The organism is Mycobacterium colombiense, assembly GCF_003284935.1.
In the GTDB taxonomy this organism is placed as follows: Bacteria; Actinomycetota; Actinomycetes; order Mycobacteriales; family Mycobacteriaceae; genus Mycobacterium; species Mycobacterium arosiense_A.
Map to the genome: position 1 here is coordinate 1 of NZ_QMEV01000062.1, position 26,937 is coordinate 26,937.

Annotated in this window: 28 protein-coding genes and 1 pseudogene; 11 read left to right on the top strand and 18 right to left on the bottom strand. The window is 67.3% G+C overall.

The window, feature by feature from the left end; genetic code table 11:
- Positions 1–569: cbb3-type cytochrome c oxidase subunit I (locus DQP57_RS21115; protein WP_205869194.1), on the bottom strand; the 569-nt coding region annotated here is incomplete at its 3' end.
- 234 nt (positions 570–803) lie between these two features.
- On the opposite strand from DQP57_RS21115, the gene DQP57_RS21125 reads away from it, so the two are divergent.
- Both DQP57_RS21125 and DQP57_RS21130 read left to right on the top strand, forming a co-directional pair.
- Positions 804–1,907, top strand: a complete 1,104-nt coding sequence (locus DQP57_RS21125) for an iron-siderophore ABC transporter substrate-binding protein (RefSeq protein ID WP_112634636.1) — start codon at positions 804–806, stop codon at positions 1,905–1,907.
- A 117-nt stretch (positions 1,908–2,024) separates the two neighbouring features.
- The gene (locus DQP57_RS21130; RefSeq protein ID WP_112634637.1) at positions 2,025–3,065 is read left to right on the top strand and encodes an NAD(P)-dependent alcohol dehydrogenase; all 1,041 of its coding nucleotides are present in this window, start codon (positions 2,025–2,027) and stop codon (positions 3,063–3,065) included.
- Positions 3,066–3,077: 12 nt separating this feature from the next.
- On the opposite strand, the gene DQP57_RS21135 is transcribed toward DQP57_RS21130, so the two are convergent.
- From DQP57_RS21135 to nrdF, 3 genes are all read right to left on the bottom strand, one after another.
- Positions 3,078–3,503 (bottom strand): DUF3349 domain-containing protein, encoded by a 426-nt coding sequence (locus tag DQP57_RS21135; protein ID WP_112634638.1) that lies wholly within the window; start codon positions 3,501–3,503, stop codon positions 3,078–3,080.
- Between the two features lie 102 nt (positions 3,504–3,605).
- Positions 3,606–3,896, bottom strand: a complete 291-nt coding sequence (locus DQP57_RS21140) for a hypothetical protein (RefSeq protein ID WP_112634639.1) — start codon at positions 3,894–3,896, stop codon at positions 3,606–3,608.
- Between the two features lie 71 nt (positions 3,897–3,967).
- Positions 3,968–4,942, bottom strand: coding sequence for a class 1b ribonucleoside-diphosphate reductase subunit beta (gene nrdF, locus DQP57_RS21145; RefSeq protein ID WP_205869195.1), 975 nt, complete (start codon positions 4,940–4,942; stop codon positions 3,968–3,970).
- 180 nt (positions 4,943–5,122) lie between these two features.
- Between nrdF and DQP57_RS21150 the strand changes: the two genes are divergently transcribed.
- Together DQP57_RS21150 and DQP57_RS21155 are read left to right on the top strand one after the other, a co-directional pair.
- A complete protein-coding gene (locus DQP57_RS21150; RefSeq protein WP_112634640.1) occupies positions 5,123–5,569 on the top strand; it encodes an SRPBCC family protein in 447 nt (148 codons plus the stop codon).
- Positions 5,553–6,107, top strand: a complete 555-nt coding sequence (locus DQP57_RS21155) for a TetR/AcrR family transcriptional regulator (RefSeq protein WP_112634641.1) — start codon at positions 5,553–5,555, stop codon at positions 6,105–6,107. Before DQP57_RS21150 ends, DQP57_RS21155 begins: the two co-directional genes overlap by 17 nt.
- 46 nt (positions 6,108–6,153) lie before the next feature.
- On the opposite strand, the gene DQP57_RS21160 is transcribed toward DQP57_RS21155, so the two are convergent.
- The 6 genes from DQP57_RS21160 to DQP57_RS21185 form a co-directional block, all read right to left on the bottom strand.
- Positions 6,154–7,695, bottom strand: a complete 1,542-nt coding sequence (locus DQP57_RS21160; RefSeq protein WP_112634642.1) for a flavin-containing monooxygenase — start codon at positions 7,693–7,695, stop codon at positions 6,154–6,156.
- 144 nt (positions 7,696–7,839) lie between these two features.
- On the bottom strand, positions 7,840–8,577 hold the full coding sequence (locus tag DQP57_RS21165) for a TetR/AcrR family transcriptional regulator (RefSeq protein ID WP_112634643.1): 738 nt from the start codon (positions 8,575–8,577) through the stop codon (positions 7,840–7,842).
- Positions 8,578–8,638: 61 nt separating this feature from the next.
- A complete protein-coding gene (gene nrdE, locus DQP57_RS21170; protein WP_112634644.1) occupies positions 8,639–10,804 on the bottom strand; it encodes a class 1b ribonucleoside-diphosphate reductase subunit alpha in 2,166 nt (721 codons plus the stop codon).
- Complete coding sequence (gene nrdI, locus DQP57_RS21175) at positions 10,774–11,283, bottom strand: class Ib ribonucleoside-diphosphate reductase assembly flavoprotein NrdI (RefSeq protein WP_240631835.1); 510 nt, start codon at positions 11,281–11,283, stop codon at positions 10,774–10,776. Before nrdI ends, nrdE begins: the two co-directional genes overlap by 31 nt.
- Before the next feature lie 32 nt (positions 11,284–11,315).
- Positions 11,316–11,555: a redoxin NrdH gene (locus tag DQP57_RS21180; RefSeq protein ID WP_044484637.1), complete on the bottom strand. Its 240-nt coding sequence runs from the start codon at positions 11,553–11,555 to the stop codon at positions 11,316–11,318.
- Between the two features lie 505 nt (positions 11,556–12,060).
- Positions 12,061–12,615: an NAD(P)H-dependent oxidoreductase gene (locus DQP57_RS21185; RefSeq protein ID WP_112634645.1), complete on the bottom strand. Its 555-nt coding sequence runs from the start codon at positions 12,613–12,615 to the stop codon at positions 12,061–12,063.
- A 91-nt stretch (positions 12,616–12,706) separates the two neighbouring features.
- Between DQP57_RS21185 and DQP57_RS21190 the strand changes: the two genes are divergently transcribed.
- Positions 12,707–13,315, top strand: a complete 609-nt coding sequence (locus DQP57_RS21190; protein WP_112634646.1) for a TetR/AcrR family transcriptional regulator — start codon at positions 12,707–12,709, stop codon at positions 13,313–13,315.
- The gene (locus DQP57_RS21195) at positions 13,309–14,349 is read left to right on the top strand and encodes a DNA polymerase IV (protein ID WP_165821864.1); all 1,041 of its coding nucleotides are present in this window, start codon (positions 13,309–13,311) and stop codon (positions 14,347–14,349) included. The genes DQP57_RS21190 and DQP57_RS21195 overlap by 7 nt, the downstream gene beginning before the upstream one ends.
- Here DQP57_RS21195 and DQP57_RS21200 read toward each other — a convergent pair.
- On the bottom strand, positions 14,284–15,213 hold the full coding sequence (locus tag DQP57_RS21200; protein ID WP_112634647.1) for an SDR family oxidoreductase: 930 nt from the start codon (positions 15,211–15,213) through the stop codon (positions 14,284–14,286). The two genes, DQP57_RS21195 and DQP57_RS21200, sit on opposite strands and share 66 nt — an antisense overlap.
- Positions 15,214–15,242: 29 nt before the next feature.
- Positions 15,243–15,878, bottom strand: coding sequence for a TetR/AcrR family transcriptional regulator (locus DQP57_RS21205; protein ID WP_112634648.1), 636 nt, complete (start codon positions 15,876–15,878; stop codon positions 15,243–15,245).
- A gap of 114 nt (positions 15,879–15,992) precedes the next feature.
- Between DQP57_RS21205 and DQP57_RS21210 the strand changes: the two genes are divergently transcribed.
- Positions 15,993–17,471 carry a cytochrome P450 gene (locus DQP57_RS21210; protein ID WP_112634649.1) on the top strand — a complete coding sequence of 493 codons (1,479 nt, stop codon included), beginning with the start codon at positions 15,993–15,995 and terminating at the stop codon, positions 17,469–17,471.
- Positions 17,472–17,541: 70 nt separating this feature from the next.
- On the opposite strand, the gene DQP57_RS21215 is transcribed toward DQP57_RS21210, so the two are convergent.
- Positions 17,542–18,048, bottom strand: a complete 507-nt coding sequence (locus tag DQP57_RS21215) for a homocitrate synthase (protein WP_112634650.1) — start codon at positions 18,046–18,048, stop codon at positions 17,542–17,544.
- Between the two features lie 131 nt (positions 18,049–18,179).
- Between DQP57_RS21215 and DQP57_RS27305 the strand changes: the two genes are divergently transcribed.
- Both DQP57_RS27305 and DQP57_RS21225 read left to right on the top strand, forming a co-directional pair.
- Positions 18,180–18,545, top strand: coding sequence for a hypothetical protein (locus DQP57_RS27305; RefSeq protein ID WP_240631836.1), 366 nt, complete (start codon positions 18,180–18,182; stop codon positions 18,543–18,545).
- A gap of 353 nt (positions 18,546–18,898) precedes the next feature.
- Positions 18,899–19,120 carry a hypothetical protein gene (locus tag DQP57_RS21225; protein WP_133259282.1) on the top strand — a complete coding sequence of 74 codons (222 nt, stop codon included), beginning with the start codon at positions 18,899–18,901 and terminating at the stop codon, positions 19,118–19,120.
- A gap of 64 nt (positions 19,121–19,184) precedes the next feature.
- Here the strand turns inward: DQP57_RS21225 and DQP57_RS21230 are convergent, their stop codons facing one another.
- The 3 genes from DQP57_RS21230 to DQP57_RS21240 form a co-directional block, all read right to left on the bottom strand.
- Positions 19,185–20,177, bottom strand: coding sequence for a sensor histidine kinase (locus DQP57_RS21230; RefSeq protein ID WP_112634652.1), 993 nt, complete (start codon positions 20,175–20,177; stop codon positions 19,185–19,187).
- A 142-nt stretch (positions 20,178–20,319) separates the two neighbouring features.
- On the bottom strand, positions 20,320–21,777 hold the full coding sequence (locus DQP57_RS21235; RefSeq protein ID WP_112634653.1) for a FadR/GntR family transcriptional regulator: 1,458 nt from the start codon (positions 21,775–21,777) through the stop codon (positions 20,320–20,322).
- Positions 21,778–21,799: 22 nt separating this feature from the next.
- Positions 21,800–22,993 (bottom strand): thiolase family protein, encoded by a 1,194-nt coding sequence (locus tag DQP57_RS21240; protein ID WP_112634654.1) that lies wholly within the window; start codon positions 22,991–22,993, stop codon positions 21,800–21,802.
- 56 nt (positions 22,994–23,049) lie between these two features.
- Between DQP57_RS21240 and DQP57_RS21245 the strand changes: the two genes are divergently transcribed.
- A complete protein-coding gene (locus DQP57_RS21245; RefSeq protein ID WP_112634655.1) occupies positions 23,050–23,385 on the top strand; it encodes a Zn-ribbon domain-containing OB-fold protein in 336 nt (111 codons plus the stop codon).
- Positions 23,386–23,388: 3 nt separating this feature from the next.
- Here the strand turns inward: DQP57_RS21245 and DQP57_RS21250 are convergent, their stop codons facing one another.
- Entirely contained in the window at positions 23,389–25,554 is a 2,166-nt protein-coding gene (locus DQP57_RS21250) for an acyl-CoA dehydrogenase (RefSeq protein ID WP_112634656.1), read from the bottom strand.
- Positions 25,555–25,684: 130 nt separating this feature from the next.
- Positions 25,685–26,452 carry an SDR family NAD(P)-dependent oxidoreductase gene (locus DQP57_RS21255; RefSeq protein ID WP_066864782.1) on the bottom strand — a complete coding sequence of 256 codons (768 nt, stop codon included), beginning with the start codon at positions 26,450–26,452 and terminating at the stop codon, positions 25,685–25,687.
- Between the two features lie 112 nt (positions 26,453–26,564).
- Between DQP57_RS21255 and DQP57_RS21260 the strand changes: the two are divergent.
- A pseudogene (locus DQP57_RS21260) lies at positions 26,565–26,937 on the top strand (ATP-dependent DNA ligase); the annotation flags it as partial.

Sequence of the window (26,937 nt, forward strand, 5' to 3'; positions counted from 1 at the left end):
ATCATGTTGACCGCACCCAGGATGGTGCCCAGACCGGCGACGATCAGGCCGGTGATCCACAGGTCACCCCCGGCGCCGGGCGAGTGCACGGCGTCGGACAGCGGCGTGTAGGCGGTCCAGCCGAAGTCGGCGGCACCGCCCGGGACGATGAAGCCGGACGCCGCGATCAGCCCGCCGAACAGGAACAGCCAGTACGAGAAGGCGTTCAGCCGCGGGAAGGCCACGTCGGGCGCGCCGATCTGCAGCGGCAGCACCAAGTTGGCGAACCCGAACACCACCGGGGTCGCATAGAGCAGCAGCATGATCGTGCCGTGCATGGTGAACAGCTGGTTGAACTGCTCGTTCGACAGGAACTGCAGCCCGGGAGCGGCCAGCTCGGTGCGCATCAGCAACGCCATCAGCCCGCCGATGAAGAAGAAGGCGAAGCAGGTGACCGTGTACATGATGCCGATCAACTTGTGATCGGTCGTGGTGATCAGTTTGTAGACGAGGTTCCCCTTGGGGCCCATGCGGTCCGGGTACGGACGTACGGCCTCGAGTTCTCCCAAGGGGGGCGCTTCGGCTGTCAACAGCTTCTCCAAACATCCAGATCGGACACTGGCCCAAAAATCGGTATTGAGACGAATCTTAGCCGTCGATCATGACGACGTCAGGGCTGGTCCTACAAACTGTCGTAAATGACTCACGGGTGCGGCGCGTCCGTCGGCGCGGCGTCGCCACGCTGGCCGGATGGTGGCGACCCGCTTCCCCGGGCTCCGCCGCGCTCGCGGTCGCCACGCTGGCCGGATGTTAGCGTCTGACGCGTGTTGTTCGGCGTGCTCAGACCCGCCCGGCTGACCGCGGCGACGGCGACGACGGCGGCGGTCATCCTGGCCTGCAGCGGCTGCGGATCCGACCGGCCCGCCGGCCAGACGACCCGTTCGCTCGTCACGCCCACCACCCAGATCGCCGGCGCCGGTGTGCTCGGAAACGACCGGCGCCCCGACGAGTCGTGCGCCCGGGACGCCGCCGAGGCCGATCCGGGCTCGGCGAAGCGGCAGGTTCACAACGCGGCCGGCGTCGCCCCCGAGGTCGTGCAGGTGCCCGCCGATCCCCAGCGCATCGTGGTGCTCTCCGGCGACCAGCTCGACGCGTTGTGCGCGCTGGGCCTGCAATCGCGGGTGGTCGGCGCCGCGCTGCCGGACGGCTCGTCGAGCCAGCCCGCCTATCTGGGCGGCGCGGTGCATGGTGTGCCCGGTGTCGGCACCCGCTCCCACCCCGACGTGAACGCGATCGCGGCCGCCCACCCCGATCTGATCCTGGGATCGCAGGCGGCGACGCCCACGCTGTATCCGCAGCTGGTCCCGATCGCCCCGACGGTGTTCACCGCGGCACCGGGCGCGGCCTGGCAGGACAACCTGCGAACCGTCGGCGCCGCCACCGGCCGCGGCGCCGCGGTCGACGCGCTGATCAGCGGCTTCTCGCAGCGGGCGACCGAGGTCGGCGCCCGGCACGACGCCTCGCACTATCAGGCGTCGATCGTGCAGCTGACCACCGGCGCCATCCGGGTGTACGGCGCCAACAACTTCCCGGCCAGCGTGCTCGGCGCCGTCGGCGTCGACCGGCCCGCCTCGCAACGGTTCACCGACAAGCCCTACATCGAGATCGGCGCCACCGACGCGGACCTGGCGAAGAATCCGGACCTTTCGATCGCCGACGCCGACGTGGTGTACCTGTCCTGCGCCACCCCGGCCGCGGCCGACCGGGCCGCGACGATCCTGGACAGCAACCCCTGGCGCAAGCTGTCGGCCAATCATGACAACCGGGTGTATGTAGTCAACGACGAGATCTGGCAAACCGGCGAGGGCCTGATCGCGGCCCGCGGCATCGTCGACGATCTGCGCTTGGTGAACGCCCCGATCAACTGACCCGGCCTGCTTGTACGCACACATCGTCATAAGGTGATGTTCGACGCGTCCGTTGGCGGAATAACTTTTACCTTAGCTAAACTTCTTGATGACGTATCGAATCGAAGAGGGACTTTCATGAGCACAGTTTCGGCGTACGCGGCCACCTCGCCGACGGCACCGCTGACCAAGACCACCATCGAGCGGCGTGACCCGGGTCCGCACGACGTGGCGATCGACATCAAGTTCGCCGGGATCTGCCACTCCGACATCCACACGGCCAAAGGCGAATGGGGAACACCCAATTACCCGCTGGTCGTCGGCCACGAGATCGCCGGTGTCGTGACCGCCGTGGGCTCCGAGGTCACCAAGCACAAGGTGGGTGACCACGTCGGGGTGGGCTGCATGGTGAACTCCTGCGGACAGTGCCGCAGTTGCAAGGCCGGCCTGGAGCAGTACTGCAGCCGGGGCACGACCTTCACGTACAACGCCACCGACAAAGACGGCACGATCACCCAGGGCGGCTACAGCCAGGCGATCGTCGTCGACGAAAACTTCGTCCTGCGCATCCCCGAGTCGCTGCCGCTGGACAAGGCGGCGCCCCTGCTGTGCGCGGGCATCACCCTGTTCTCGCCGCTGCGGCACTGGAAGGCCGGCCAGGACACTCGGCTGGCGATCATCGGCCTGGGCGGGCTGGGCCACATGGGCGTCAAGCTCGGCGCGGCAATGGGCGCCGAGGTGACGGTGCTGTCGCAGTCGCTCAAGAAGATGGAAGACGGCCTGCGGTTGGGCGCCAAGCACTACTACGCCACCGCCGACCGCGAGACCTTCAAGCAGCTGCGCAACAGCTTCGACCTGATCCTGAACACCGTCTCGGCGAACCTGAACCTCGACGACTATCTGAGCCTGCTCGACGTCGACGGCACGCTCGTCGAATTGGGCATCCCCGAGCACCCCATGGAGGTGGGCGCGTTCTCGCTGGCGCTGGCGCGCCGCAGCCTGTCCGGGTCGAACATCGGCGGCATCGCCGAGACCCAGGAGATGCTGGACTTCTGCGCCGAGCACGACGTGACCCCGGAGGTCGAGCTCATCGAGCCCGACTACATCAATGAGGCCTACGAGCGCGTCCTGGCCAGCGACGTGCGCTACCGCTTCGTCATCGACATCTCGAAGCTGTAGGGCGCCAACGCTTTACAGCGCTGCTCCCGGAGCACGGTCGGAAGCCGCACTGCGGGCGGCCATTTCGGCGGCCTCGCCCCACTCGTCACCGGGAATCACCTCGCTGACGTCGATGCCGGCCAGCGGCCACCCGACGGCGGCAAGGGTGGCGGCCACCCTGATGACGTTCTCGGGCCCGGCGTCGTAGTGCGTCATGTCGGAGATGAAATGGGCGATCTCGTCGCGGTCGATCACGCCGTCGGCGATCGCCGGGGATCCGTCCGCGGTGATGTTGCGCACCACCTCGGCGATCTGCTCCTCGGTCAGCGGGGTGCTGCGCAGCAGCGCCAGCAGCGGCACCCGGTCCGGCCCGGGGACGCCCTCGGGGTAGCCGGCGCGCAGCCAGCGAAGTACCGAACGGCAGAAGTTGGTGGTGGCAGAGGCGGCGGTATTCGTCACCCCACCAGTGTCAGGGCAGCCGTATCACCCGCGCCAGCGGGCGGTCGCGCCATACCGACAATTCACGCGTCGTTCACGAAGTGCTCAGAACGAGTGCCACGGTCACGACGGTGGCGGTGGTGGTGGTGCCGGGGGGTTGTCCCAACTGCCCGGGGTGCCGGCGGGCACCTGCACTCCGAGCCAGTTACACGGCATCATCGACCGCCACGCGATGAGCGCGCACTGCTGGTCGGGCGACAGCGGGCTGGGCCCCGCGCATGGGGGCGTCCCCGGCACGCCGCAGACCGGGTCGGCGGACGCAGTTGGTGGGCCGGCGACGCTGCCGGCTGTGATCAGCATCGCCAGGGCTGCAACGATTCCCGTCAGAAAACGCCGAACATCGCGCATGGCCACCTCACATGTGTAAACCGATGCGCGGATCGTAACCCCAGGTCATGACCCGAGGTGGCCGATTCACCGAGGTGCTAGAAGTCCCAGTCCTCGTCCTCGGTGACAACTGCCTTGCCGATGACGTAGCTCGACCCCGAGCCGGAGAAGAAGTCGTGGTTCTCGTCGGCGTTGGGTGACAGCGCCGACAGGATGGCCGGGTTGACGTCGGTCTCGTCGCGCGGGAACAGCGCCTCGTAGCCGAGGTTCATCAGCGCCTTATTGGCGTTGTAGCGCAGGAACTTCTTGACGTCCTCGGTCAGACCGACCTCGTCGTAGAGGTCCTGGGTGTACTCCACCTCGTTGTCGTAGAGCTCGAAGAGCAACTCGTAGGTGTAGTCCTTGAGCTCCTGCTTGCGCGCGTCGTCCACCAGGGCCAGGCCGCGCTGGAACTTGTAGCCGATGTAGTAGCCGTGCACGGCCTCGTCGCGGATGATCAGCCGGATCATGTCGGCGGTGTTGGTCAGCTTGGCCCGGCTCGACCAGTACATCGGCAGGTAGAAGCCGGAGTAGAACAGGAAGCTCTCCAGCAGCGTGGAGGCGACCTTGCGCTTGAGCGGCTCGTCGCCCTTGTAGTACTGCATGACGATCTCGGCCTTGCGCTGCAGGTTGGGGTTCTCCTCCGACCAGCGGAAGGCGTCATCGATCTCAGCGGTCGAGCACAGCGTCGAGAAGATGTTGCTGTAGCTGCGGGCGTGCACCGACTCCATGAAGGCGATGTTGGTGTACACCGCTTCCTCGTGCGGGGTCAGCGCGTCGGGGATCAGGCTGACCGCCCCGACCGTGCCCTGGATCGTGTCCAGCAGCGTCAGGCCGGTGAACACCCGCATGGTCATCTGCTTTTCGTGGGCGGTCAGGGTGCCCCACGACGGCAGATCGTTGGACACCGGCACCTTCTCCGGCAACCAGAAGTTGCCGGTCAGCCGGTCCCAGACCTCGGCGTCCTTGTCGTCTTGCAGCCGGTTCCAGTTGATCGCCGAAACGCGGTCGATCAGCTTCATGTTGTCGGACACCAGAACCCCACTTCACACGCCGTTTTGCTGGATGAATCTCAGGCTCCAGACACTACCCCTGGGGTGCGACAAGCGACGGCAACACAACAACTTGTGTTTGCGTGTCGCAGGCGCGCCCCCACGCCCTGCGATTCGATTCCGCTCTCCAGTATCGCGCCGCAAAGATGTACCATTTGGTACATGATTACGGAAGACAGCGTCGAGATCGACGCACCGCCCCGCCTCGTGTGGGACGTCTTCACCGACGTCGAGCACTGGCCGGACTGGACGGCCTCTGTCACCTCCCTGGCCGGGCTGGATGCCGCGGCCCTCGCGGTCGGCCGACGCTTCGCGATCAAGCAGCCCGGCATGCCGAAGCTGGTCTGGCAGGTCACCGAGCTCGACCCCGGCCGGTCCTGGACCTGGGTGCAGCGCTCTGCCGGGGCGCGGGTGACCGCCCGGCATGAGGTCATCGCGCGGCCCGGCGGCCGCACGCTGGTGCGCCAGCAACTGGACCAGAGCGGTGCGCTGGGGGCCCTCGTCGGGCGGCTGATGGCCAAGAAGACCAAGCGCTTCCTCGACCTGGAGGCCCGGGGCCTCAAGGCCCGCGCCGAGCAGCTCAGCCGCGCCGATGGCGCGCACTCCTGACACCGAGCGGCGCCAACAGCTCCTCGATGCGCTCGTCGCCGAGTTCGCCACCGGCGGCATCGGCGACCGATCCCTGCGCGAGGTGGCCGCCGCGGTCGGCACCAGCCACCGAATGCTGTTGCACCACTTCGGATCTCGTGAAGATCTGCTCCTGGCGATCGTGGAGGCGGTCGAGCGCCGCCAGATGGGCGTGCTTCCCGCACTGCCGACCGACCCGGCCGAGGGCTTCGCGGCGATGTGGGCCGACCTCCGTCGACCCGAACTGCGCGAAGCCGAGCGGTTGTTCTTCGAGTGCTACGCCCGCGCCGCTGCCGGCGAAAAGCCTTTCGCCCGAATGATTCCCGGGGCCGTCACGGACTGGCTAGCCGAAGTCGACGCCCTGAATAATGCAGCCGAGGGTCCGGTCGACCCCGCGCTGGCGCGCCTCGGGCTGGCCGTCACACGCGGCCTGCTGCTCGATCTCGTTGCGACCGACGACGAGGCCGGCGTGGACGCGGCCGCGCATGCTTTCATCCGGCTTTTGGCAACACCGAAATGACGCGGGGACACGGATTCATTGGCGCTGCAACAACTTCGGTCGGCTCTTAGACCGCGGCCGCCATGTTCACGCCGAAGAACTGGTATTCGTCCGGGTTGACCGAACGGGTCGCCCGCCAGTATTCCCAGGTGTAGCCGCCCCAGAGCACGGTGTTCTTGCCGTGCTCGTCCAGATACCAGCTGCTGCAACCACCGCTGTTCCACACCGAGGGGCCCAGCCTGCGCTGCAGCTCGTCGTTGAACTTGTCCTGGGCGGCCCGCGTCGGCGCCAGCGCCTGTGCGCCCAGCTTGTCACAGGTGGCGATCGCGTCTGCGACGTAACGGATTTGGGATTCGATCATGAACACCACGGAGTTGTGCCCCAGCCCGGTGTTGGGTCCCAGCAGGAAGAACAGGTTGGGCACGTCGGCAACGGTGATGCCCCGGTGCGCTCCGATGCCCTCGCGGTTCCACCGGTCCACCAGGTCCTCGCCGTGCAACCCCTTGATCTGGACGTAGGTGTAGGAGTCGGTGACGTGAAAGCCGGTGGCGTACACGATCACGTCGGCGGGCCGATGGGTGCCGTCGGCGGTGACGATGCCGTCGGCGGTGATCCGCGCGATGTGGTCGGTGACCAGTTCGGTCTTGGGGTCGGCGACCGCGCCGTAATAGGTGGAGGAGTTCAGGATTCGCTTGCAGCCGATGCGGTAGTTCGGGATCAGCTTGCGCCGCAACTCCTTGTCCTTGACCGCCCGGCGAATGTTGTATTTGCAGTAGACCTCGATGAACTTGAGCAGGTTCGGCCGCTTGGTCATGCCGAAGGCCAGCGCCTCCTGCCCCCAGTAGATCGCCAGGCGGACCAGTGCGCGCAGACCGGGCACGTTCGCCATGGCCCGGCGCACCGCCGGCGGGATCTCGGGGTTGGAGCGCGGCACCACCCACGGCGGAGTGCGTTGGTAGAGCGCGAGTTCGGCGACCTGCCCGACGATCTCCGGCACGATCTGGATCGCGCTCGCACCGGTGCCGATCACCGCCACCCGCTTGCCAGTCAGGTCGACGCTGTGGTCCCACTGCGCGGAATGGAAAGCGGCGCCTCCAGCATTCACGAATTCGTCGCGGCCCTCGATGTCGGGCATGGACGGGATGTGCAGCGCGCCCGCACCCGAGATCAGGAACTGGGCGACGTATTCGCGTCCGTCGGCGGTGAACACATGCCAGCGGTTCTCGTCGTCGTCCCAGTGGGCCCGGTCCACCAGCGAGTCGAACTCGATATAGCGGCGCAGCCCGTACTTCTCGGTGACGCCCTTGAGGTAGTCCCAGATCTCGGGCTGGAAGGAGAACGGGTTCTTCCAGTCCGGCTTGGGTTCGAACGAGAACGAATACAGGTGCGACGGGATGTCGCAGGCGCATCCGGGGTAGCTGTTGTCGCGCCAGGTGCCGCCGATGTCGCGGGCCTTTTCCAGGATGACGAAGCCGACGCCCTGCTTTTGCAGCGCGATCGCCATCCCCAGGCCGGAGAACCCGGTCCCGATGATGACGGCGCGCGTGTGCACGGGTTTGTGGGCGGTGGCCGCCGGGGTCGTCTCGGTCTGTGTCACGACGTCGGTCACGGTCGATCGGTCCTTCTATCCATGTCGCGGGTCGGCGTTAACCGGCGTCGGCGGCCCCCGGCTGACGCGGATACCCAGTACCCAGGGTATCGGTTTGGACGAGTGTTATCGATGGCCGCGGCGGTTGTCAACGCGGAACTGCGGTCAGCCCGCGGCCGGCTTGACGGTCACCATGTCGTGGACCGGCAGGGCGGGATCCATCGTAATACCCAGCGCCTCGGCGGTGCCGACGATGACCCCCATCATGATGGTGGTCAGGTGCGCGACGAACTGCTCGCGCGACATCAGCCGTGGGCTCTCCGGCTCGGGACCCAGCCACCACTCCGTGGCCGACGCGGCGCAGCCGAACGCCGCGTGCCCGGCCAGTTCGACCGCCGCGTGGTCGAGTTCCATCTCGCGCAGCTCGTTGTCGAACATGTCCGCCACGGCCAGGGTGATGCCGCGTCCCTCGGCGAGGATCTGTGGGGCGGCCGCCGACCGGCCCTGAATGAACACCCGCACCACGTTGGGGTGCTTGTCGACCAGGATGACGTACTCCTCGACGCTGCGCCGGATCACCTCGCGGGCCGAGTCGGTTTTCAGGTTGATGGACGGGAAGATCGCCGCCCACAGCATGTCTCGCAGCCGCTCCCCGATCGCCTGGAACAGGTCGGACTTGTCGTGAAAATGCCGGTAGATCTTCGGTTTGGCGGTGCCGGCCTCCTCGGCGATTTCTCGCACGGACAGCTCGGGCCCCAGGCGGTCGATGGCGCGGAACGCCGCGTCGACGATTTCGCTGCGCACCTTTTTGCGGTGTTCGCGCCAGCGCTCACTGCGCGCATCGACCTTGGCCCCGGGCTTGACAGCCGGGTGGGGCATAGGAGGTCGAGGAATTCGCACCACGTCAAGCACCTTACCCCGTCGCGGCTTCTGACCTGGGCAGACCGCCCGATCGGGCGAGGTTTTACAGCATGCAGGACACGCAGCCCTCGACCTCTGTTCCCTCCAACGCCATCTGGCGCAGGCGGATGTAGTACAGCGTCTTGATTCCCTTGCGCCAGGCGTAGATCTGCGCCTTGTTGACGTCGCGGGTGGTGGCGGTGTCCTTGAAGAACAGCGTCAGCGACAGCCCCTGGTCCACGTGCTGGGTGGCCGCGGCGTAGGTGTCGATGATCTTCTCGTAGCCGATCTCGTACGCGTCCTGGTAGTACTCCAGGTTGTCGTTGGTCAGATACGGCGCCGGGTAATAGACGCGGCCGATCTTGCCTTCCTTGCGGATCTCGATCTTGCTCGCCACCGGGTGGATCGAGCTGGTCGAGTGGTTGATGTAGCTGATCGATCCGGTCGGGGGGACGGCCTGCAGGTTCTGGTTGTAGATGCCGTGCTGTTGCACCGACTCCTTGAGCCGCTGCCAATCCTCCTGCGTCGGAATGCGAATGCCCGCCTCGGCGAAGATCTCCCGCACCCGCGGGGTGGCCGGCTCCCACACCCGCTCGGTGTACTTGTCGAAGAACTCACCCGAGGCGTACTTCGACTTCTCGAAGCCGCCGAACTTGCTGCCCCGCTCGATCGCAATGCGGTTCGACGCGCGCAGCGCGTGGTAGAGCACGGTGTAGAAGTAGATGTTGGTGAAGTCGACGCCTTCTTCGGAGCCATAGTGGATGCGCTCGCGGGCCAGGTAGCCGTGCAGGTTCATCTGGCCGAGTCCGATCGCGTGGGACTCGTTGTTGCCCTGCTCGATTGAGGGCACCGAGGTGATGTGGGTCTGATCGCTCACGGCCGTCAACGCGCGGATCGCGACCTCGATGGTCTGGGCGAAGTCGGGCGAGTCCATCGTCTTCGCGATGTTCAGCGACCCCAGGTTGCACGAAATGTCCTTGCCCACCTTGGCGTAGGACAAGTCGTCGTTGAACACCGACGGCGTGGAGACCTGCAGGATCTCCGAGCACAGATTCGAGTGGGTGATCTTTCCGTCGATCGGGTTGGCCCGGTTCACCGTGTCCTCGAACATGATGTAGGGGTAGCCGGATTCGAACTGCAGCTCGGCCAGCGTCTGGAAGAACTCGCGCGCCTTGATCTTGGTCTTGCGGATGCGGGCGTCGTCGACCATCTCGTAATACTTTTCGGTGACCGAGATGTCGGCGAACGGAAGACCGTAGACCCGCTCGACGTCGTACGGCGAGAACAGGTACATGTCCTCGTTCTTCTTGGCCAGCTCGAAGGTGATGTCGGGAATCACCACGCCCAGGCTCAGCGTCTTGATGCGGATCTTCTCGTCGGCGTTCTCGCGCTTGGTGTCCAGGAAGCGGTAGATGTCCGGGTGATGCGCGTGCAGGTACACCGCGCCGGCGCCCTGTCGCGCGCCGAGCTGGTTGGCGTAGGAGAAGGAGTCCTCGAGCAGCTTCATGATCGGGATGACGCCCGAGGACTGGTTCTCGATGTTCTTGATCGGCGCACCGTGCTCGCGAATGTTGCTCAGCAGCAAGGCAACTCCCCCGCCGCGCTTGGACAGCTGCAGCGCGGAGTTGATCGATCGCCCGATCGACTCCATGTTGTCCTCGATGCGCAGCAGAAAGCAGCTCACCGGTTCGCCGCGCTGCTTCTTGCCCGAGTTCAAAAACGTCGGCGTGGCCGGCTGGAATCGCCCGTCGATGATCTCGTCGACCAGCTTTTCGGCCAGGACGGTGTCGCCGGCGGCCAGCGTCAGCGCGACCATGACGACGCGGTCCTCGAAGCGCTCCAGGTAACGCTTCCCGTCGAAGGTCTTCAGCGTGTAGGAGGTGTAGTACTTGAACGCGCCGAGGAACGTCGGGAACCGGAACTTCTTGGCGTACGCGCGGTCCAGCAGCGTCTTGACGAAGTTGCGGCTGTACTGATCGAGAACCTCGCGCTCGTAATAGTTCTCCTTGATCAGGTAGTCGAGCTTCTCGTCCTGATTGTGGAAGAACACCGTGTTCTGGTTGACGTGCTGCAGGAAGTACTGGTGCGCGGCCTCGCGGTCCTTGTCGAACTGAATCTTGCCGTCCGCGTCGTAGAGATTCAGCATCGCGTTGAGCGCGTGGTAATCCGTCTCCCCCGGCAACGCGTGGGCTCCGGTGGTTACAGGCTCTGCAGCGACGGTTGGTGGCACGTCTGTTCCTTCCAGAAATTGGCTAAGCCCGCACGGACGGCGTCCACGTCGTCCTGGGTTCCCATGAGTTCGAAGCGGTAGAGATAGGGGACGCCGCACTTACGCGAGATCACGTTGCCCGCGTAGGCGAATTCGGCGCCGAAGTTGTTGTTGCCCGCGGCGATGACGCCGCGGATCAACGACCGGTTGTGCTCGTTGTTCAAGAAGGCGATGACCTGCTTGGGGACGTAACCACCGGCGTTCAGGTCGGGAGTCGCATGCCCACCGCCGTAGGTGGGCAGAACGAGGACGTAGGGCTGGTCCACCTCGATGCGGCCATGCAGGGGTATCCGCGTGGCGGGGATCCCCAGCTTCTCCACGAAGCGGTGGGTGTTCTCCGACACCGAGGAGAAATAGACCAGTGGCGATCGCAAGCGCGGCGCCGCCGCGCGAAGCGGGTCGCCACTCGTCCAACCTTGGTTGCGCTGCGTGCTATCCATGGCACCGCAACCTCCTTACCTGACGTCTTGCCTTACGCGCTGAGTTCCGCCGCGGACAGCGCCTTGATGCGGTCGGGCCGGAAACCGGACCAGTGGTCGTTGCCCGCCACCACCACGGGAGCCTGCAGGTATCCCAGGGCCATCACGTAGTCACGCGCCTCGGCGTCCAGCGAGATGTCGACCTTCTCGTAGGCGAGACCCTGCTTGTCCAGCGCCTTGTAGGTGGCGCTGCACTGCACACATGCCGGCTTGGTGTACACGGTGATGCTCATAGAATGCCGCTCCTTTGCGGAAGAGGGGGACCCAACGGACTGGCAACTACTTTTGGACTGCGTCTTTGCTAGGTTCAGCGATCCGTCAGGCCCCCTGATTCCCGTCGTGCGGCGGTCGAGGTCGAACGACCCGTGGGTGCCGATTTCGGGGGGTTCGCCGAGCCTGGCTGGCTTGGCGGTCCTGGGATCTGCCGGTGCTCGAAACACTACACCTAGTGGCTGACAAGATGTCGAGATACAAGATGTTCTGAATAACAATTTTGAAATTCCCTGGTCGTGAGCCCTGTCGCGAAAAAATCTGGACACCCGCTCGGCGTGTCGCAGATCACACGCCGGGGCGGAGGCGCCGCTAGGGATTGGTATAGCAGCGACCACCGACAGCACCGCCGACGGCGACGGGACGGCGCACAGCTAGCAAAGCCGCCAGGCGGGGCTGGCGGCTTCTGCTATCCGGTGGTGCCAACCGCGCTGGTCGCCCGGCGGCCGGCTTGTTGACTTCTGCCAATCAGCCGACCTCGGCGGCCAGCTTGCCCACCACGTCGCGCACGTTGGCGGACAGCTCGGCGTCCTCGGCGGGGGCCTTGCCCTCCAACGTCGTGAACGGCACCGACAGTTTGATCGCCTCGGCCACCCGCGCGCCGGCGATGCCGAAGGACTTGCGGGTGTCGTCGTGCGCCCATACCCCGCCGTACCGGCCGAAGGACCCGCCGATGACCGCCAGTGGTTTGCCCTTCAGCGCGCCGTCGCCGAACGGGCGGGACAGCCAGTCGATCGCGTTCTTGATGACGGCCGGGTAGCTGCCGTTGTACTCCGGGGTGACCACCAGGGCGGCGTCGGCGTCGGTGGCCGCGGCGCGCAACGCGGCCACCGGCGCCAGCCGCGGCGCGCCGGCGTTCATCGCGTCGTCGATCTCCTCGTTATAGAACGGCAGCTCACCGAGCCCTTCGAAAATCGTGACGGCCACGTCGTCGGCGGCGACCGCCGCCGCCAACTCGGCGATCTGGCGGTTGATCGACGCGCCCCGCAGGCTTCCCACTAACGCCAAGATTTTGATTGCCACTATTCGCACGTCCCCTTCGAACGTTGTTCCATCCTTGCACGCCGCAACCGGACTATAGTCCGGTTTATTCCGGCGGCGTTAAAGTGCAGGAGTGAGCGAGCGTTCCGGCGAGTTGCACGTGTTCGCGCCCGAGGTGATTCCCCAGGAACGGGGCGATGCGGCACGCAACCGCGCCCTGCTCCTCCAGGCCGCCCGAAACCTGGTCGCCGAGCGCGGCGCCGACGCCGTCACCACCGACGACATCGCCGCGGCCGCCGGGGTCGGCAAGGGCACGCTGTTCCGCCGCTTCGGCAGCCGGGCCGGCCTGATGATGGTGCTGCTCGACGAGGACGAGCAAGCCAGCCAGCAGGCCTTCCTGTTCGGTCCCCCTCCGCTGGGGCCCGACGCCCCGCCGATCGACCGGCTGGTGGCCTTCGGCCGGGAACGCATCTGTTTCGCCCACACCCACCACGAACTGCTGTCGGAGGCCCACCGCGACCCGCAGACTCGCTACAGCGCGCCCGTCCTCGTGCACCACACCCATATCCGGGTGTTACTGCAGGCGGCGCACACCACCGGCGACCTCGACGCTCAGACCGATGCCCTGCTGGCCCTCCTCCACGTGAACTATGTCGAGCACCAGCTCAACGAACGCGGCCACACCCTGCAGACGTTGGGTGACGCGTGGGAAAGCGTGGCGCGCAAGCTGTGCGGGTGGTGAACGCCACGAATTGGGTCCTGCACGTCGACCTCGATCAATTCCTGGCCTCGGTCGAGTTGCGCCGCCATCCCGAATTGGCCGGGCTGCCAGTCATTGTCGGCGGCAGCGGCGACCCGAACGAACCACGCAAGGTCGTCACCTGCGCCTCCTACGAGGCCCGGGAGTTCGGTGTGCGGGCGGGCATGCCGCTGCGCGCCGCCGCCCGCCGCTGCCCCGAGGCCACCTTCCTGCCCTCGGATCCGGCCGCCTACGACGCGGCATCCGATGAGGTGATGGGGGCGTTGCGCGACCTGGGTCATCCGGTCGAAGTGTGGGGCTGGGACGAGGCCTACGTCGCGGTGACGGCCCAGGACCCCGGCGAGGTCGCCCAGCAGATCCGCAGCGTCATCTCCTCGGAAACCGGGCTGTCCTGCTCGGTCGGCATCAGCGACAACAAGCAGCGCGCCAAGGTCGCCACCGGATTCGCCAAGCCGGGCGGCATTTTTGCGCTGACCGATGCCAACTGGATGCCGGTGATGGCCGAGCGCCCCGTCGACGCACTCTGGGGCGTGGGCCCCAAGACAGCGAAAAAGCTTGCCGAACTTGACATTACGACTGTCTGGCAACTGGCCCACTGCGACGCCGAGCTGCTGACGGCGACGTTCGGCCCGCGCACCGGGCTGTGGCTGCTGCTGTTGGCCAAGGGCGGTGGCGACAGCCAGGTCAGCGCCGAGCCATGGGTGCCGCGCTCGCGCAGCCACGTCGTCACGTTCCCGCGCGATCTCACCGATCGCTCCGAAATGGACACGGCCGTAACCAATTTGGCCGAACAGGCGCTGACGGACGTGGTGGCGGCGGGCCGGGTCGCGACCCGGGTCGCGGTCACCGTACGCACCGCGACCTTCTACACGCGCACCAAGATCCGCAAGCTCGACGCGCCCAGCACCGACCGCGACGTCATCGTGGCCGCGGCCCTTCGGGTCCTCGACCTATTCGAGCTGGACCGGCCGGTCCGATTGCTGGGGGTGCGTCTCGAGCTGGTCATGCCGGACTAGCGGCGGACCGGGCCGCAGCGCCCGGGTGAAGATCACGTTCACCTGGCGCATCGCCACGCTATAGGGCCACCACGCAACCCTTTTGAACGCGTACAACGCGCGGATGTCGGCCGAGGTGTAGATCAGGTATCGGTTCTTGGCCACCCCGGCCAAAATCTTGTCGGCGGCCTTCTCCGGTGACACGGCGTGGCCGGCGAACCGCCGCACCCACCGCGCGACATGGGGGTCTTCGCGGTCCACACCCGCGATCTCCACGGTGTTCACCAGCGGGGTGTTCACCGCGCCCGGCACCACGACCGACACGCCTATCCGGTGGCGGGCCAGGTCGAAACGCAGCACTTCCGACAGGCCGCGCAACCCGAACTTGCTGGCGCTGTAGGCCGCATGCCACGGCAGGGCCACCAGCCCGGCCGCCGAGGACACGTTTACCAGATGCCCGCCGCGCTTGGCCGCCACCATCGGCGGAACGAACGTCTCGATGACGTGGATCGGACCCATCAGGTTGATGGCGATCATCTTGGCCCACTGCTCGTGGGTAAGCCGGTCGACGGTGCCCCACGCCGAGACGCCGGCGATGTTCAGCACGACGTCCATGCTCGGATGCGCGGCGTGGACGTCGGCGGCGAACGCCGCAACCTGGTCGTAGTCGGCGATGTCCAGGGCCCGGTGCTCGGGGACCTGCGCGCCCAGTGCGCGCGCGTCGGCGACGGTCTGTTCCAGGCCGTCGCGGTCGCGGTCGGTCAGATAGAGTTCGGCGCCGTCGGCGGCCAGCCGTAATGCCGTGGCACGCCCGATGCCGCTGGCCGCACCGGTGACGAGGCACCGCTTCCCCGCGAAAGACCGCCCGGATCCCCTCTGCGCCATGGCCGTGACGATACCGGCGGTACCGCGCCCTAGGGACGGCCCGCCCACAGCGCGTGCAACCACAGCCGCTCGAGCACGCGCACCCGTCGGTCCCGATCGCTGTCGCGGCCGGTCAGGATCGGGTCGCCGGTCAGCACCAGCGCGGTGGTGCCGGCCAGGGTGCGGATCAGCGTCGGCAGGTCGTCACTGATCGGCGTGGCCGTCCCGGCCTTCATCTCGGCCTCGACGATCCCGACGATCTGACCCAGCACCACCTCGAACTGCTGATCCAGCAGATCGCGGATCTCGACATCGGTGTTGCGGGCCTCGTTGCAGGCGGTCACGACCGGGTCGTTGTGCGCGTAGACCGCCGCGGCGCTGCCGACCATCCGCTTGGCGAACTCCTCGGGCGACTCGCCGGCCTGGCGGGGGGCGAAGTACTCGGTGAGTTCCTCCAGCTCCTCGGCGGCCTCGGCCATCAGCTGCGCCAGCACCGCGTACTTGGAGTCGAAATAGAAGTAGAAGCCGGACCGCGCCACCCCGGCCCGCAGGCTGATGGTGCTCACCGACAGCTCGGCAAAAGGCTTTTCCTGCAGCAATTCACGCACCGCCTGCACGATCGCCTGGCGTTGCTTGTCGCCGCGCCGCCGTGCACCCGGCTCGGGAGTGGCGGCTTCGCTGGTCATTCCCTGACCTTGCACCACGCCGACCAAAAAGCAAACTTGACAGCCGTCAAGTTTTTCAGCGAAGGTATGAATCAGTGACGGCCGTCACCGGGAGGGCACGCAAAGGAGCGTTTAATGACCGCCACCATCAGCACCCCGCAGTACCTGCTGGATCAGGCGCGGCGCCGGTTCACCCCGACCCTGCAGACGATCCCGGGGATGGGAGCGATCGAGAAGCGCCTGCTGGCCCACGAGTGGCAGACCAAGGTCCTGGCGGACCCGCCGCCGGGCAGCGACCTCAAGCCCGTGCTGGGCGACGCCGGGCTGCCGATTCTCGGCCACATCATCGAGCTGTTCCGCGGCGGCCCGGACTATGCGCTGCACCTCTACCGCAACCACGGCCCACTGATTTATCTGGATTCGCCGATCATGCCGGCGGTCACCGCGCTGGGACCCGACGCCACCCAGGCCGTCTTCTCCAACCGAAACAAGGACTTTTCGCAGAAGGGCTGGCACCCGGTGATCGGGCCGTTCTTCAACCGGGGCCTGATGATGCTCGACTTCGACGAGCACATGTACCACCGCCGGATCATGCAGGAGGCCTTCACCCGCAGCCGGCTGACCGGATATGTCGAGCACATCGACCGGGTCGCGACCGACATCGTCGCCAACTGGCCGACCAACGACGCGCGTTTCCTGTTCCACCCGGCGATGAAGGAACTCACCCTGGACATCGCGTCGCTGGTGTTCATGGGACACGAGCCCGGGTCCGACCACGACTTGGTTACGAAGGTCAATCAGGCGTTCACGACGACGACGCGGGCCGGCGGTGCGATCATCCGCCAGCCGATCCCCCCGTTCAAGTGGTGGCGCGGACTGAAGGCCCGCAAGTTGCTCGAGGACTACTTCGCCGAGCGGGTCAGGGACCGCCGCAACGCCACCGGCAACGACATGCTGACCGTGCTGTGTCACACCGAGGACGACGACGGCAACAGCTTCACCGACTCCGACATCGTCAACCACATGATCTTCTTGATGATGGCCGCCCACGACACGTCCACCTCGACGACCACCACGATGGTCTACAACATGGCGGCCAACCCCGAGTGGCAGGAGCGGGCGCGCGAGGAGTCGGCCCGCCTCGGCGACGGGCCGCTGGACATCGAGTCGCTGGAGAAGCTGGAGACGCTCGAACTCATCATGAACGAGTCGCTGCGCATGGTGACGCCGCTGCCGTTCAACATGCGGATGGCGGTGCGCGACACCGAGCTGCTGGGCCACTACATCCCGGCGGGGACCAACATCACCATCTGGCCAGGCATGAACCACCGGCTGTCCGAATTGTGGACGGAGCCAGACAAATTCGACCCGGAACGGTTTGCCGAACCGCGCTCGGAGCACAAGAATCACCGGTATGCGTTCGCCCCGTTCGGCGGTGGCGCGCACAAGTGCATCGGCATGGTGTTCGGCCAGCTGGAGGTCAAGACCGTCGTGCACCGGCTGCTGCGCCGCTACCGCGTGGAGCTGGCCCGGCCGGGCTACCAGCCGCACTGGGACTATGGCGGCATGCCGATCCCGATGGACGGCATGCCGATTGTGCTGCGCCCACTGTAGAGCGTCCACGCGGCGGCCTTGGTCGCCGCCGTCGGGGTGGGGACCGAGTTGACCGCCGGGAGCGGCCGCGTCACTCGACGGTGAAAAGCCGGTTGGCGCAGGCGATCACCGCGCGCAGGCCCGACTGCGTCGCATCGTCGGACCAGCCCATCGCCCACTCGGCGCGCGCCCCGTCGCTGCCCCGGATGAAGGTGGCGATGCCGGTGGCCGATCGCATCTGATGAAACTCGACGATCTCGACCGTGATCCCGCGCGCATGCAGCATCGCGGTCAACGCCGCGATCGGCCCGCCGGCGGCCGCGCTGGCGGTGCAGATGCGATCGCCCATGGCGATCACCGCCCGGAAGTCGCGGGCCTGCGGTCCCAGTCGGGTCGCGGCGCGGCCCGCGTCGGTGCACTCCCAGTGGCCCAGCCGCAGCGGACCGGCCGTGGGTCCGTAGGTCGCGACGAAGCCCTCCCAGGACATGACGTCGGCCTCTTCGCGCAGACCGCGGGGCAACGCCAGGCCGAAGCGTTCGCCGAACCACGCGGTGGCGGGATGGAAATGGTGGAGCTGATTGCGCTCGGGAAAAGTCATCGTGCCGGTCTTCTCTGGTCAGCTGGAGCGACCGACGGCAGTAGCTTCCGACCCACAGCGGGGGGTCGGTCTGGATCAGACCCCGCTGCGGGTGCTGGCTACTACGAAACGCTCGAAAAGACGCACGAGCGTTGACATTAGACCTGCGCGCGCCGCAGCTGCAACTCCCGCCCGACAACAAACGAACCGTACAAAAAAATATTGAAAATAATCCTAAAAGTTTGGTTTACGCGTGTTTAACAGGGGGTATGTCGCCGATCAGCAGTCAATTAGACGGCTGTTCAACTACCCCTCACATGGAAGGCACGATCATGAAGGCGAAGAGCACCAAGAAAACCCTCAAAGCTGCCGTCGCGGCTCTCGGGGTGACCGCGGTGTTAGCAGTGCCGGGCTGCGCGACGACGCTCACCGGGGGCGCCGGAGGCTCGGGCCTCATCGGCGGCAGCGGTGGCGGCGTCGGCACCATTGGTGGCGTCTTGGGCAGCCTCGGCCTCTAGTCCGATAGCAAGCGTCCCGCCGGGACCTTTGTTCTCGGCGGGGCGCTATTTCCTCACTGACCCCGTTCGACCGGGTTGGTAATCGTAATTCCGCGCGTCGATGAATGCTTTATCGATGCCGCTTTTCGCCCGATGATTCGTCGCGCGCCGCGGCTTTGGCGCGCCCTTTTCCGGGCCAGCCGAACCTTGCCAATGATGTTGCCAGAGCGCGTGTTTGACGCGAACGAGGAAGCGCGGACCAGCAAGAAATTAAATGTTCATCACCTCTTTACGTGTGTCGAATAGCCGTTATAACATCCGATGAGTTGGCCGCTTTACCGCCGGGCTATGCCCCTCCACGAAAGGATGTGATGATGAATTCAACGGGGACCAAGAAGGCCCTTAAAGTCGCCGCGGCCGCCGCGGGATTTGTCGTGGTGTTGTTCGCACCGACCGGATGCCTGGTGACGGGGACGACCGGTGCCACCACCGGCGGCACGCTGGGCGGCACCACCGGCGGGACGGTCGGCGGCACCGTCGGAGGCACGATCGGCGGCGTGGTGGGCGGCATCACCGGGGCGCTCGGCGGCCTCTGACCCAAAGACAAGCGACCCGCCGGGACCTGACGTCGCGGCGGGTCGCTGTTTCAGCTCGACCGACCTAGCCGGCCGGTCCTGCGGCGGGCTCGAACCGCAGGTATGCCTGGATCGTCGTCCCGGTTCGGGCGGTGTGGGTGCGCACCAAATCGGAGATGGCGTTGACCAGGTACAGGCCGCGGCTCGCGGGACCGTCCGGGCCGGGGTCCAGGCGGCCCACCAGCGGATCGTCGAATCGTCCGGAGTCGCGCGCCTCGCAGACCAGGTGCCCGTCGTCTTTCCAGAAGGCCAACCGGCAGGCGCCCCCCGTGTACATCAGGCTGTTCGTGGCCAACTCGGTGGCGACCAGTTGCAGATCTTCGAGGCACTCCTGGGACAACCCCATCCAGCCCGCGTAGTCGACGGCGAAGGACCGGGCCGGCCTGAGGTCCGCCGACTTGCGGACCATGTAGGTGACGGCCCCGGGACTGGCGGCCAGCGGCCGGTTGCAGCGTTCCAGAACGTCGCGGGGGGCATACGCCGGGCTGCGCTGCAGCGCACCGGATTCCCACAGCAGCGGATGGGTCGCCCGGGCGTCCGCCAGGACGTCGGTGTCGAGCCGGCTCGCGTCGTACAAGCACAGGCTGGTCGCCGGGTAGGCGTCCATCGCCTCGTTGACCAAAGCCTCGTGCTCGGTGCAGGCGACGAACTCCTTGTCGGTGCGGCCGGGCCACGCGATCTGGCTGACGATGCGCACCCGCTGCTCCGGGTACTCGTCGACGAACGCACCCTCCATCGCCATGAACCGGCTCGGGTTGCGCGCCACCTCGGTGATGTCGACCATGCGCACGTCGGGGGGCAACTCGCCCCCGCCGTACAGCGCGTCGTGCAGCAGCGCCATCATCTCGGGCGGCACCGCGAGCAGCACCGCCTCGTCGAGCGCCAAACCGTCGCCGACGAACCGGCCTACCAGATCCACAAACTCCTGCTGAGAGTGATAAATCACTGCGGTGTGGACGAAACCGTATCGTCTGGTTTCGTTACCCGCCGTCACTTCAACGCTCTCGCTTTCGATCACTTGCGCCAACCCCCTGATGGATCGGCTCGTCGCCTTTCCCCCGTGTCAGTACCCAAGACGGGCCTTCGCTATACCGCGCAACAGATCACATTTGGCTACGCGGCAATTGGCGGTGCCGCCGCGACGGCCGCGACCGCCGCGCCTACAGCCACCAGGAGGCGGCGGCGTCGAGATGACGGCGGAGCCGATAGCACGCGACGCTCTCGTCGGCGGCCTCGAGCGCCTCGACGATCCGCAGGTGAGCGTGGCGCACGGCGAGCACGTCTGACCAGGTCGGCATGGCCTGGCCGGTGCTAGACCAGTGCCGGCGGAACAACTCGACGATGATCCGCAGGAACAGATCCAGCAGCGCGTTGCCGGAGAGTTGCGCGAGACCGACGTGGAAGTCGAACTCCTCCGCGATCGCCCGCCGCACGTCGTCCGCCGTCTGTCGGGAGTTTTCCGGCAGCCCGTGCCGACGGGAGGCCAGAAACGCCGCCACGTCGGACTCGCCGAGGCGCTTGACGACCTTGGTGACGTTGTCGATCTCGATGGCGTCGCGGACGCAGCGCAGATCCTCGCGGCTTGGGTCGCGGTATTGCAGGTACAGGGCGATGGTGTCGATGCTGGCCTGTGCCGCGGGCTCGGCGATGACGAGTCCGCCGCCGGGGCCGCGGCGCATGTGGGCTATCGAGTGGTACTCCAGCAGCCGCACCGCTTCGCGCAGCACCGCGCGGCTGACCCGGTAACGCTCCAGCAGCGCCGTCTCGGTGCCGAAGACCGCACCCACCTGCCAGCCGCTGGCGGCGATGTCGTCGCCGATGGTGGCCGCGAGCAGCTCGGCCAGTTTGCCCTGAGGCGCCTCGGAGTCGAGCCGCCGGCGCGTTCGACGCCCCCGGCTGCCGTCACCGGCGTGATGCCGCTGCAGCCAGCCGGTCACCGCCTCGACGTGTCGCTCGGACAGCGTCTTGGCGCGCGCCGAATCGCCGGCCGTGACGGCGGCGACGATCGCGGAGTGGTGGGCGTGCAGGTGGTCGACCGCCTCGATGGCCTCGGCTGCCGAATCCGTTCGCGACGCCAGGGCGTAGCGGGTGGTGAGCCGCATCAGGACGTCGATGAACAGTTGCAGCACCGGGTTTTTGGATTGCTCGGCCAGCGCGATGTGGAACTCGTCGCGCGGGGCCGGCAAGCCGGGCCTCCACTGCTCCTCGGCATGCAACACCGCCCGCAGCCGCGCGATCCCGGCCTCGTCGATGCGCTCGGCGGCCAGCGAGGCCGCCAGCGGCTCGAGCACCAAGCGCGCGTTGAGCAAGTCGCCCAGCGTCGTGCCGAGGTATTCGAGATAGATGACGACGGCGCGGGTGGCGGGCCCGGCGTCGGGCTCACAGATGTACAGGCCGCCGCCCCGGCCGCGGCGCATCCGCGCGACCTGATGGTGTTCGACCAACCGCACGGCCTCGCGCAGCACCGACCGGCTCACCCCGAAGCGCTGTTGCAGGGCGTGTTCGGACCCCAGCGATTCGCCGACCGCCCAGCCCCGGCGGACGATCTCGGCCTCGATGTCGCGGGCCACCATCGAAGCGAGTTTGTTCGCCTGCCCGCTCGTGGGTTCCTCGGTCATCGGGGCTCGATCACGCTCGCGCTCAACAGGTCAGCAGCATGCACCCGGCGACGGGCCCGCCACCGACGGAGACCACGCCGACCTCGGGGCGTCGCGATACCTGCCGCTCCCCCGCGTCGCCACGCAACTGCAGACACCCTTCGTGCAGCGCCCAGTAGCCATGCATACGGCCGGCCGACAGTTGGCCGCCGTAGGTGTTCAGCGGCAGCTGCCCGTCACGGGCGATCCGCGCCCCGCCCTCGACGAACGGGCCGGCCTCGCCGTCGCCGCAGATCCCGAGCGCCTCCAGCCAGGCCAGCGTGAGATAGGTGAACCCGTCGTAGAGCTCGGCGACGTGCAGGTCGGCCGGCTTCAACGCGGTTCGCGACCACATCTGCGCCGCGGCATCCGACATCGCCATCTTCGGGTAGTCCGCCCGGTGAAACCAGCCACCGGCGCCGTCGGACCCGCCGATCGCCTCCACCCTCACGGCGCGGTGCGGACAGTCGGCGGCGTACTGCGCGTGCGACACTACCACCGCGATCGAGCCGTCGATCGGAACGTCACAGTCCAGCAGCCCGAGCGGGGTGGATACCAGCCGCGCACCCAGGTAGTCGGCCATTGTCATCGGATCTCGGTACACCGCAAGGGAATTCAACGCGGCGTTGCGCCTGCCGTTGAGCGCTATCCAGCCCAGCTGTTCTTTGGTGGTCCCGTACAGCTCCATGTGACGGCGGCAGTTGAGCGCCAGCCAGTTGGCGGCCGAATAGGCATGCGCCGCAACCAGATCGTTGACGTCGTCCATCGCGCCGACGGCCGGTTTCGGCTCGCCCTCGGGTGTCTCGAACATCCGCGCCAGCGGCGGGGGCGCGGCGTTCTGGTCCTGCTTGACCGGCACCGTGCCGCCGAGCATTTGTATCGTCCGGTATACCACGACGTGGCGCGCACGGCGTTCGGCGACGGCACGGCATGCCGACATCACCGGCGAGAGCAGCCCGCCGGTGCCGAAGCCGGCCCCGCAGTCGGCGGCCTCGATGCGCAGCGCGGCGTTGACGTCCGCCGCGGGCGTGTCGCCCAGGGTGGCGATGCCGTCGATGTCGGTCGCGGCCAGTCCGGCGTCCTCGATGGCGGCGCGCACCGCCTCCATGGTCAACTCCAGGCCCGCAATGCCGGTGCGGCGGCCGATCCGGGAGATCCCGATGCCGGACAGGATCGCGTCTTTCTCGAAATGCGTCATGCACACCGCCCGTCAGACCACACCGCATCGAATCAATAGAGTGTACTGTATTCGTCGTGTCGGACGGGCCGTTGCTCATCGAGTATTGCGACGGGTGCGCGCGCTGGGTGCATCCGGCCAGCGGCGTGTGCCGCGAGTGCGGGGGCTCGCTAGAGGCGCGAGCGGTTTCCGGGCGGGGCACCGTGTTCACCTACACGGTCAACCATCATCCGTACAACCCGGAGATCCCCACCCCCTATGTCATCGCCATCGTCGAGCTCGCCGAGCAGAGCGGCCTGCGGGTCGCCGCCAATATCGTTGACTGCGAACCGGATTCGGTGACCTGCGGCATGGCCGTGCAGCTACGACCACAGCGCGGCAGCGGCGGCGCGGCGCAGTTCGCGCCGGCCTGATCCCTAGTTGATCAGCGGGTCGCGCGGCATGCCGAGGATCCGCTCGGCGATCTGATTGCGGGTCACCTCCGACGTGCCGCCCGCGATCGCCATGCCGCGGGCTCCCATCATCAGCCGGCCGGCCAGGGCGCCGGGACCGTCGGTCAGCGCGACCTCGGGTCCCAGCAGCGCCGCCATGATCGCGGCGCCTTCCACCATGTGCTCGGCCAGCTTCAACTTGGTGACGTTGCCTTCCGGTCCCGGGCCCGCGCCCTCGACGCTGCGCGCGGCGCGCCGCAGGTTAAGCAGCCGCAGCGCGGTTTCCTCGGCGAGATAGGAACCGACCCGAATTCGCCCGCCCGCCAACCGGTCCGGGCGCTGCTCGGTGAGCTGCACCAGTTGGTCGGCCAGTCCCTCGTAGAACGATCCGCTGCCGCCGATGCTGACCCGCTCGTTGCCCAGCGTCGCCCGCGCGACGGTCCACCCGGAGTTGGGCGTCCCGACGACGTCTTCGTCGGGCACGAACAGGTCGTTGAAGAAGACCTCGTTGAAGTCCGAGCCGCCGGTGATCTGCCGCAGCGGCCGCACCTCGACCTCGGGCGCCTTCATGTCCACGATCACCGTGGTGATGCCGGCGTGCTTGGGGGCGTCGGGATCGGTGCGCACCGTGGCCAGGCCGCGCGCGCAGTAGTGCGCCCCGCTGGTCCACACCTTTTGGCCGTTGATCTTCCAGCCGCCGTCCACCCGGGTGGCGCGCGTCTTGATCGACGCGGCGTCCGAGCCGGCATCCGGCTCGGAGAACAGCTGGCACCAGATCTCGTCCTTGCGCAGCGCCTTTTCCACGAATCTTTCGATCTGCCAAGGCGTTCCGTGCTGGATGAGGGTCAGGATCACCCAGCCGGTGATCCCGTAGTCGGGTCGTTTGATGCCGGCCGCGCGGAACTCCTCCTCGATCACCAGCTGCTCCACCGCGTCGGCCGCGCGTCCCCACGGCTTGGGCCAGTGCGGCATCACGTAGCCGGTCTCGATCAGCTTGTCGCGCTGGGCCTCCTTGCCCAGCCCGGCGATCTCGCTGGCATCGGCGCGGATGCCGGCGCGCAGTTCCTCGGCTTCGGGCGGCAGGTCGAGGCTGTTCTCCCGGACGGCGCCGGCGGCGGTGCGCTCGAAGACGTCGGCGGCCGGTGCGTCACCACCGAACAGCGCCGCGCTCACCACCGCCCGGCGCAGATGCAGATGCGCGTCGTGCTCCCAGGTGAAGCCGATGCCGCCGTGCACCTGAATGTTGAGTTCGGCGTTGCGGACGTAGGCGGGGAAGGCCAGCGTCGCGGCCACCGCCGCGATCAGGCGGAACTGCTCCTCGTCCTCGGCTGCCGCGCGGGCGGCGTCCCAGACGGCGGCGATCCCGGACTCCGCACCGACCAGCATGTTGGCGCAGTGATGCTTGACCGCCTGGAAAGTGGCGATGGTGCGCCCGAATTGCTGGCGCACCTTGGCATAGTCGACGGCGGCGTCGACGCAGTCCGATGCCCCACCGACCGCCTCGGCGGCCAGCAGGGTGCGGGCCCGGGCCAACGCCGATTGCCTTGCGCCGGTGAGGATGTCACCGGCGGAGACGCGCACGTTCTGCAGGCGGACGCGCCCGGACCGCCGCGTCGGATCGAAGTTCTCCGGCACCTCGACCGCCACACCGTCGCGGTCACGCTCGAGCACCAGCACGTCGTCGCCGGCGGCGATCAGCAACAGCTCGGCCAGCCCGGCGCCCAACACGATTCCGGCCTCACCCTCGGCCACCCCGTCGTTGACCCGCACCTGGCTGTCCAGCCCGATGCCCGCGGTGACGGTCCCATCGATCAGACCGGTCAGCAGCCGCGACTTCTGTTCGGCGGTACCGTCGTTGGCGATCACGGCGGACGCGATCACGGTGGGCACGAAAGGCCCAGGCGCCACCGCACGGCCGAGTTCTTCGATCACCACGACGAGTTCGGGCAGCCCGAAGCCGGAGCCGCCGTACTCTTCGGCGACGTGCAGGCCGAGCCACCCCAACTCCACCAGGTTCTGCCAGAACCCGGGCCTGGGCTCATCCGAGGCGTCGAGCAGCGACCGCGCCGCCCACCGCGCCTTCTGCGAGGTCAAGAACCCGCGGGCCACCCCGGCCAGTTCACGATGGTCGTCGGTTATTGCGATACCCATGAGGGCCCTCCTCGCGCCGCATGCCAGCCGGGTGTGATCGCCCAGAAGCTGGGGGCCTGCCCCGCTTCGAGGGGAAGCGGGGCGGCTGCCTAAAGAGTGTACTTAATGCGGGGAGGGCCCTAACGGGGGGCTACTTGGGTGCGAACCGCTGCCCGGCGTCCAGCCGCAGGCACTGCCCGTTGAGCATCGGGTTGTCCACGATGGCGGCGGCCAGCTTCGCGTACTCCTCGGGGCGGCCGAGGCGCTTGGGGAACGCCGCGTCCTTGGTCAGCTGGGTGGCGAACTCATCCGGAATGCCCTGCGTCAGACCGGTCGCGAACAGGCTCGGGGCGATGGCCAGCACCCGGATGCCCACCGAGCCCAGGTCGCGCGCCATGGTCAGGCACATTCCGGCGATGCCCGCCTTGGCGGCGGTGTAGGCGACCTGGCCGATCTGACCCTCGTACGCCGCGATGGAAGCGGTGTTGATGATGACGCCGCGCTCACCGGTGTCGGGGTCCTCGGGCTCGTTTTTGGCCATGTGTGCGGCGGCCAGCCGGCTGATGTTGAACGTGGCGATGAGGTTGAGGTCGATCACGGACTGGAAGGATTCGAGGTCGTGCGGGCCGGACTTGGTCAGGGTGCGCTTGGCGATACCGCCGCCCGCGGTGGTGATCACGACGTGCAGTCCGCCGAGCTTGTCGACGGCGGCCTGCAGTGTCTCCTCGGTGCCGGTGAAGTCGGTGACGTCGACGGGATAGAAGGTGCCGCCGACGCCCTCGGCGACCGTCTTCCCGTCGGAGCCCTCGCGATCGAGGATGGCGACGTCCGCGCCGCGTTCATGCAGCAGCTCGGCGCTCGCACGTCCCATTCCCGATGCGCCGCCGATGACGACGACCTTCTTCCCGTTGATCTCCATCCGGACGTCTCCTTCTTGGGTTGTCAGATCCTGTGCAATCTGTAACGTTACGTAGGCACGCTAGCGTGTCCGCACTCCAGGCCTGTCACCGAGCCATGCCAAGCTGACAACCGTGCTCCTTCTCGACGTGGCCACGACGTCATCCGACGTCTCGGGCACGTCGTCGCGGCTGACCAAAGTGGCCCACATCGCCGACCTGCTGCGCCGCGCCGCGCCGGACGCCGCGCTGGTGGCCGTCATCGTGTCGTGGCTGTCCGGTGAGTTGCGGCAACGCCAGATCGGCGTGGGCTGGGCGGCGCTGCGCTCCCGCCCGCCCGCTGCCCCGCACGCCTCGCTCACCGTCGGCGGGGTCGACGCCACGTTCGCCGAGATCGGCGCGGTGTCGGGCAAGGGCGCGCAGGCGCGCCGCGCCGCGCTGCTGAACGCGTTGTTCGCGGCCGCCACCGACACCGAGCAGGCCTTCCTGCTACGGCTGCTCGGCGGCG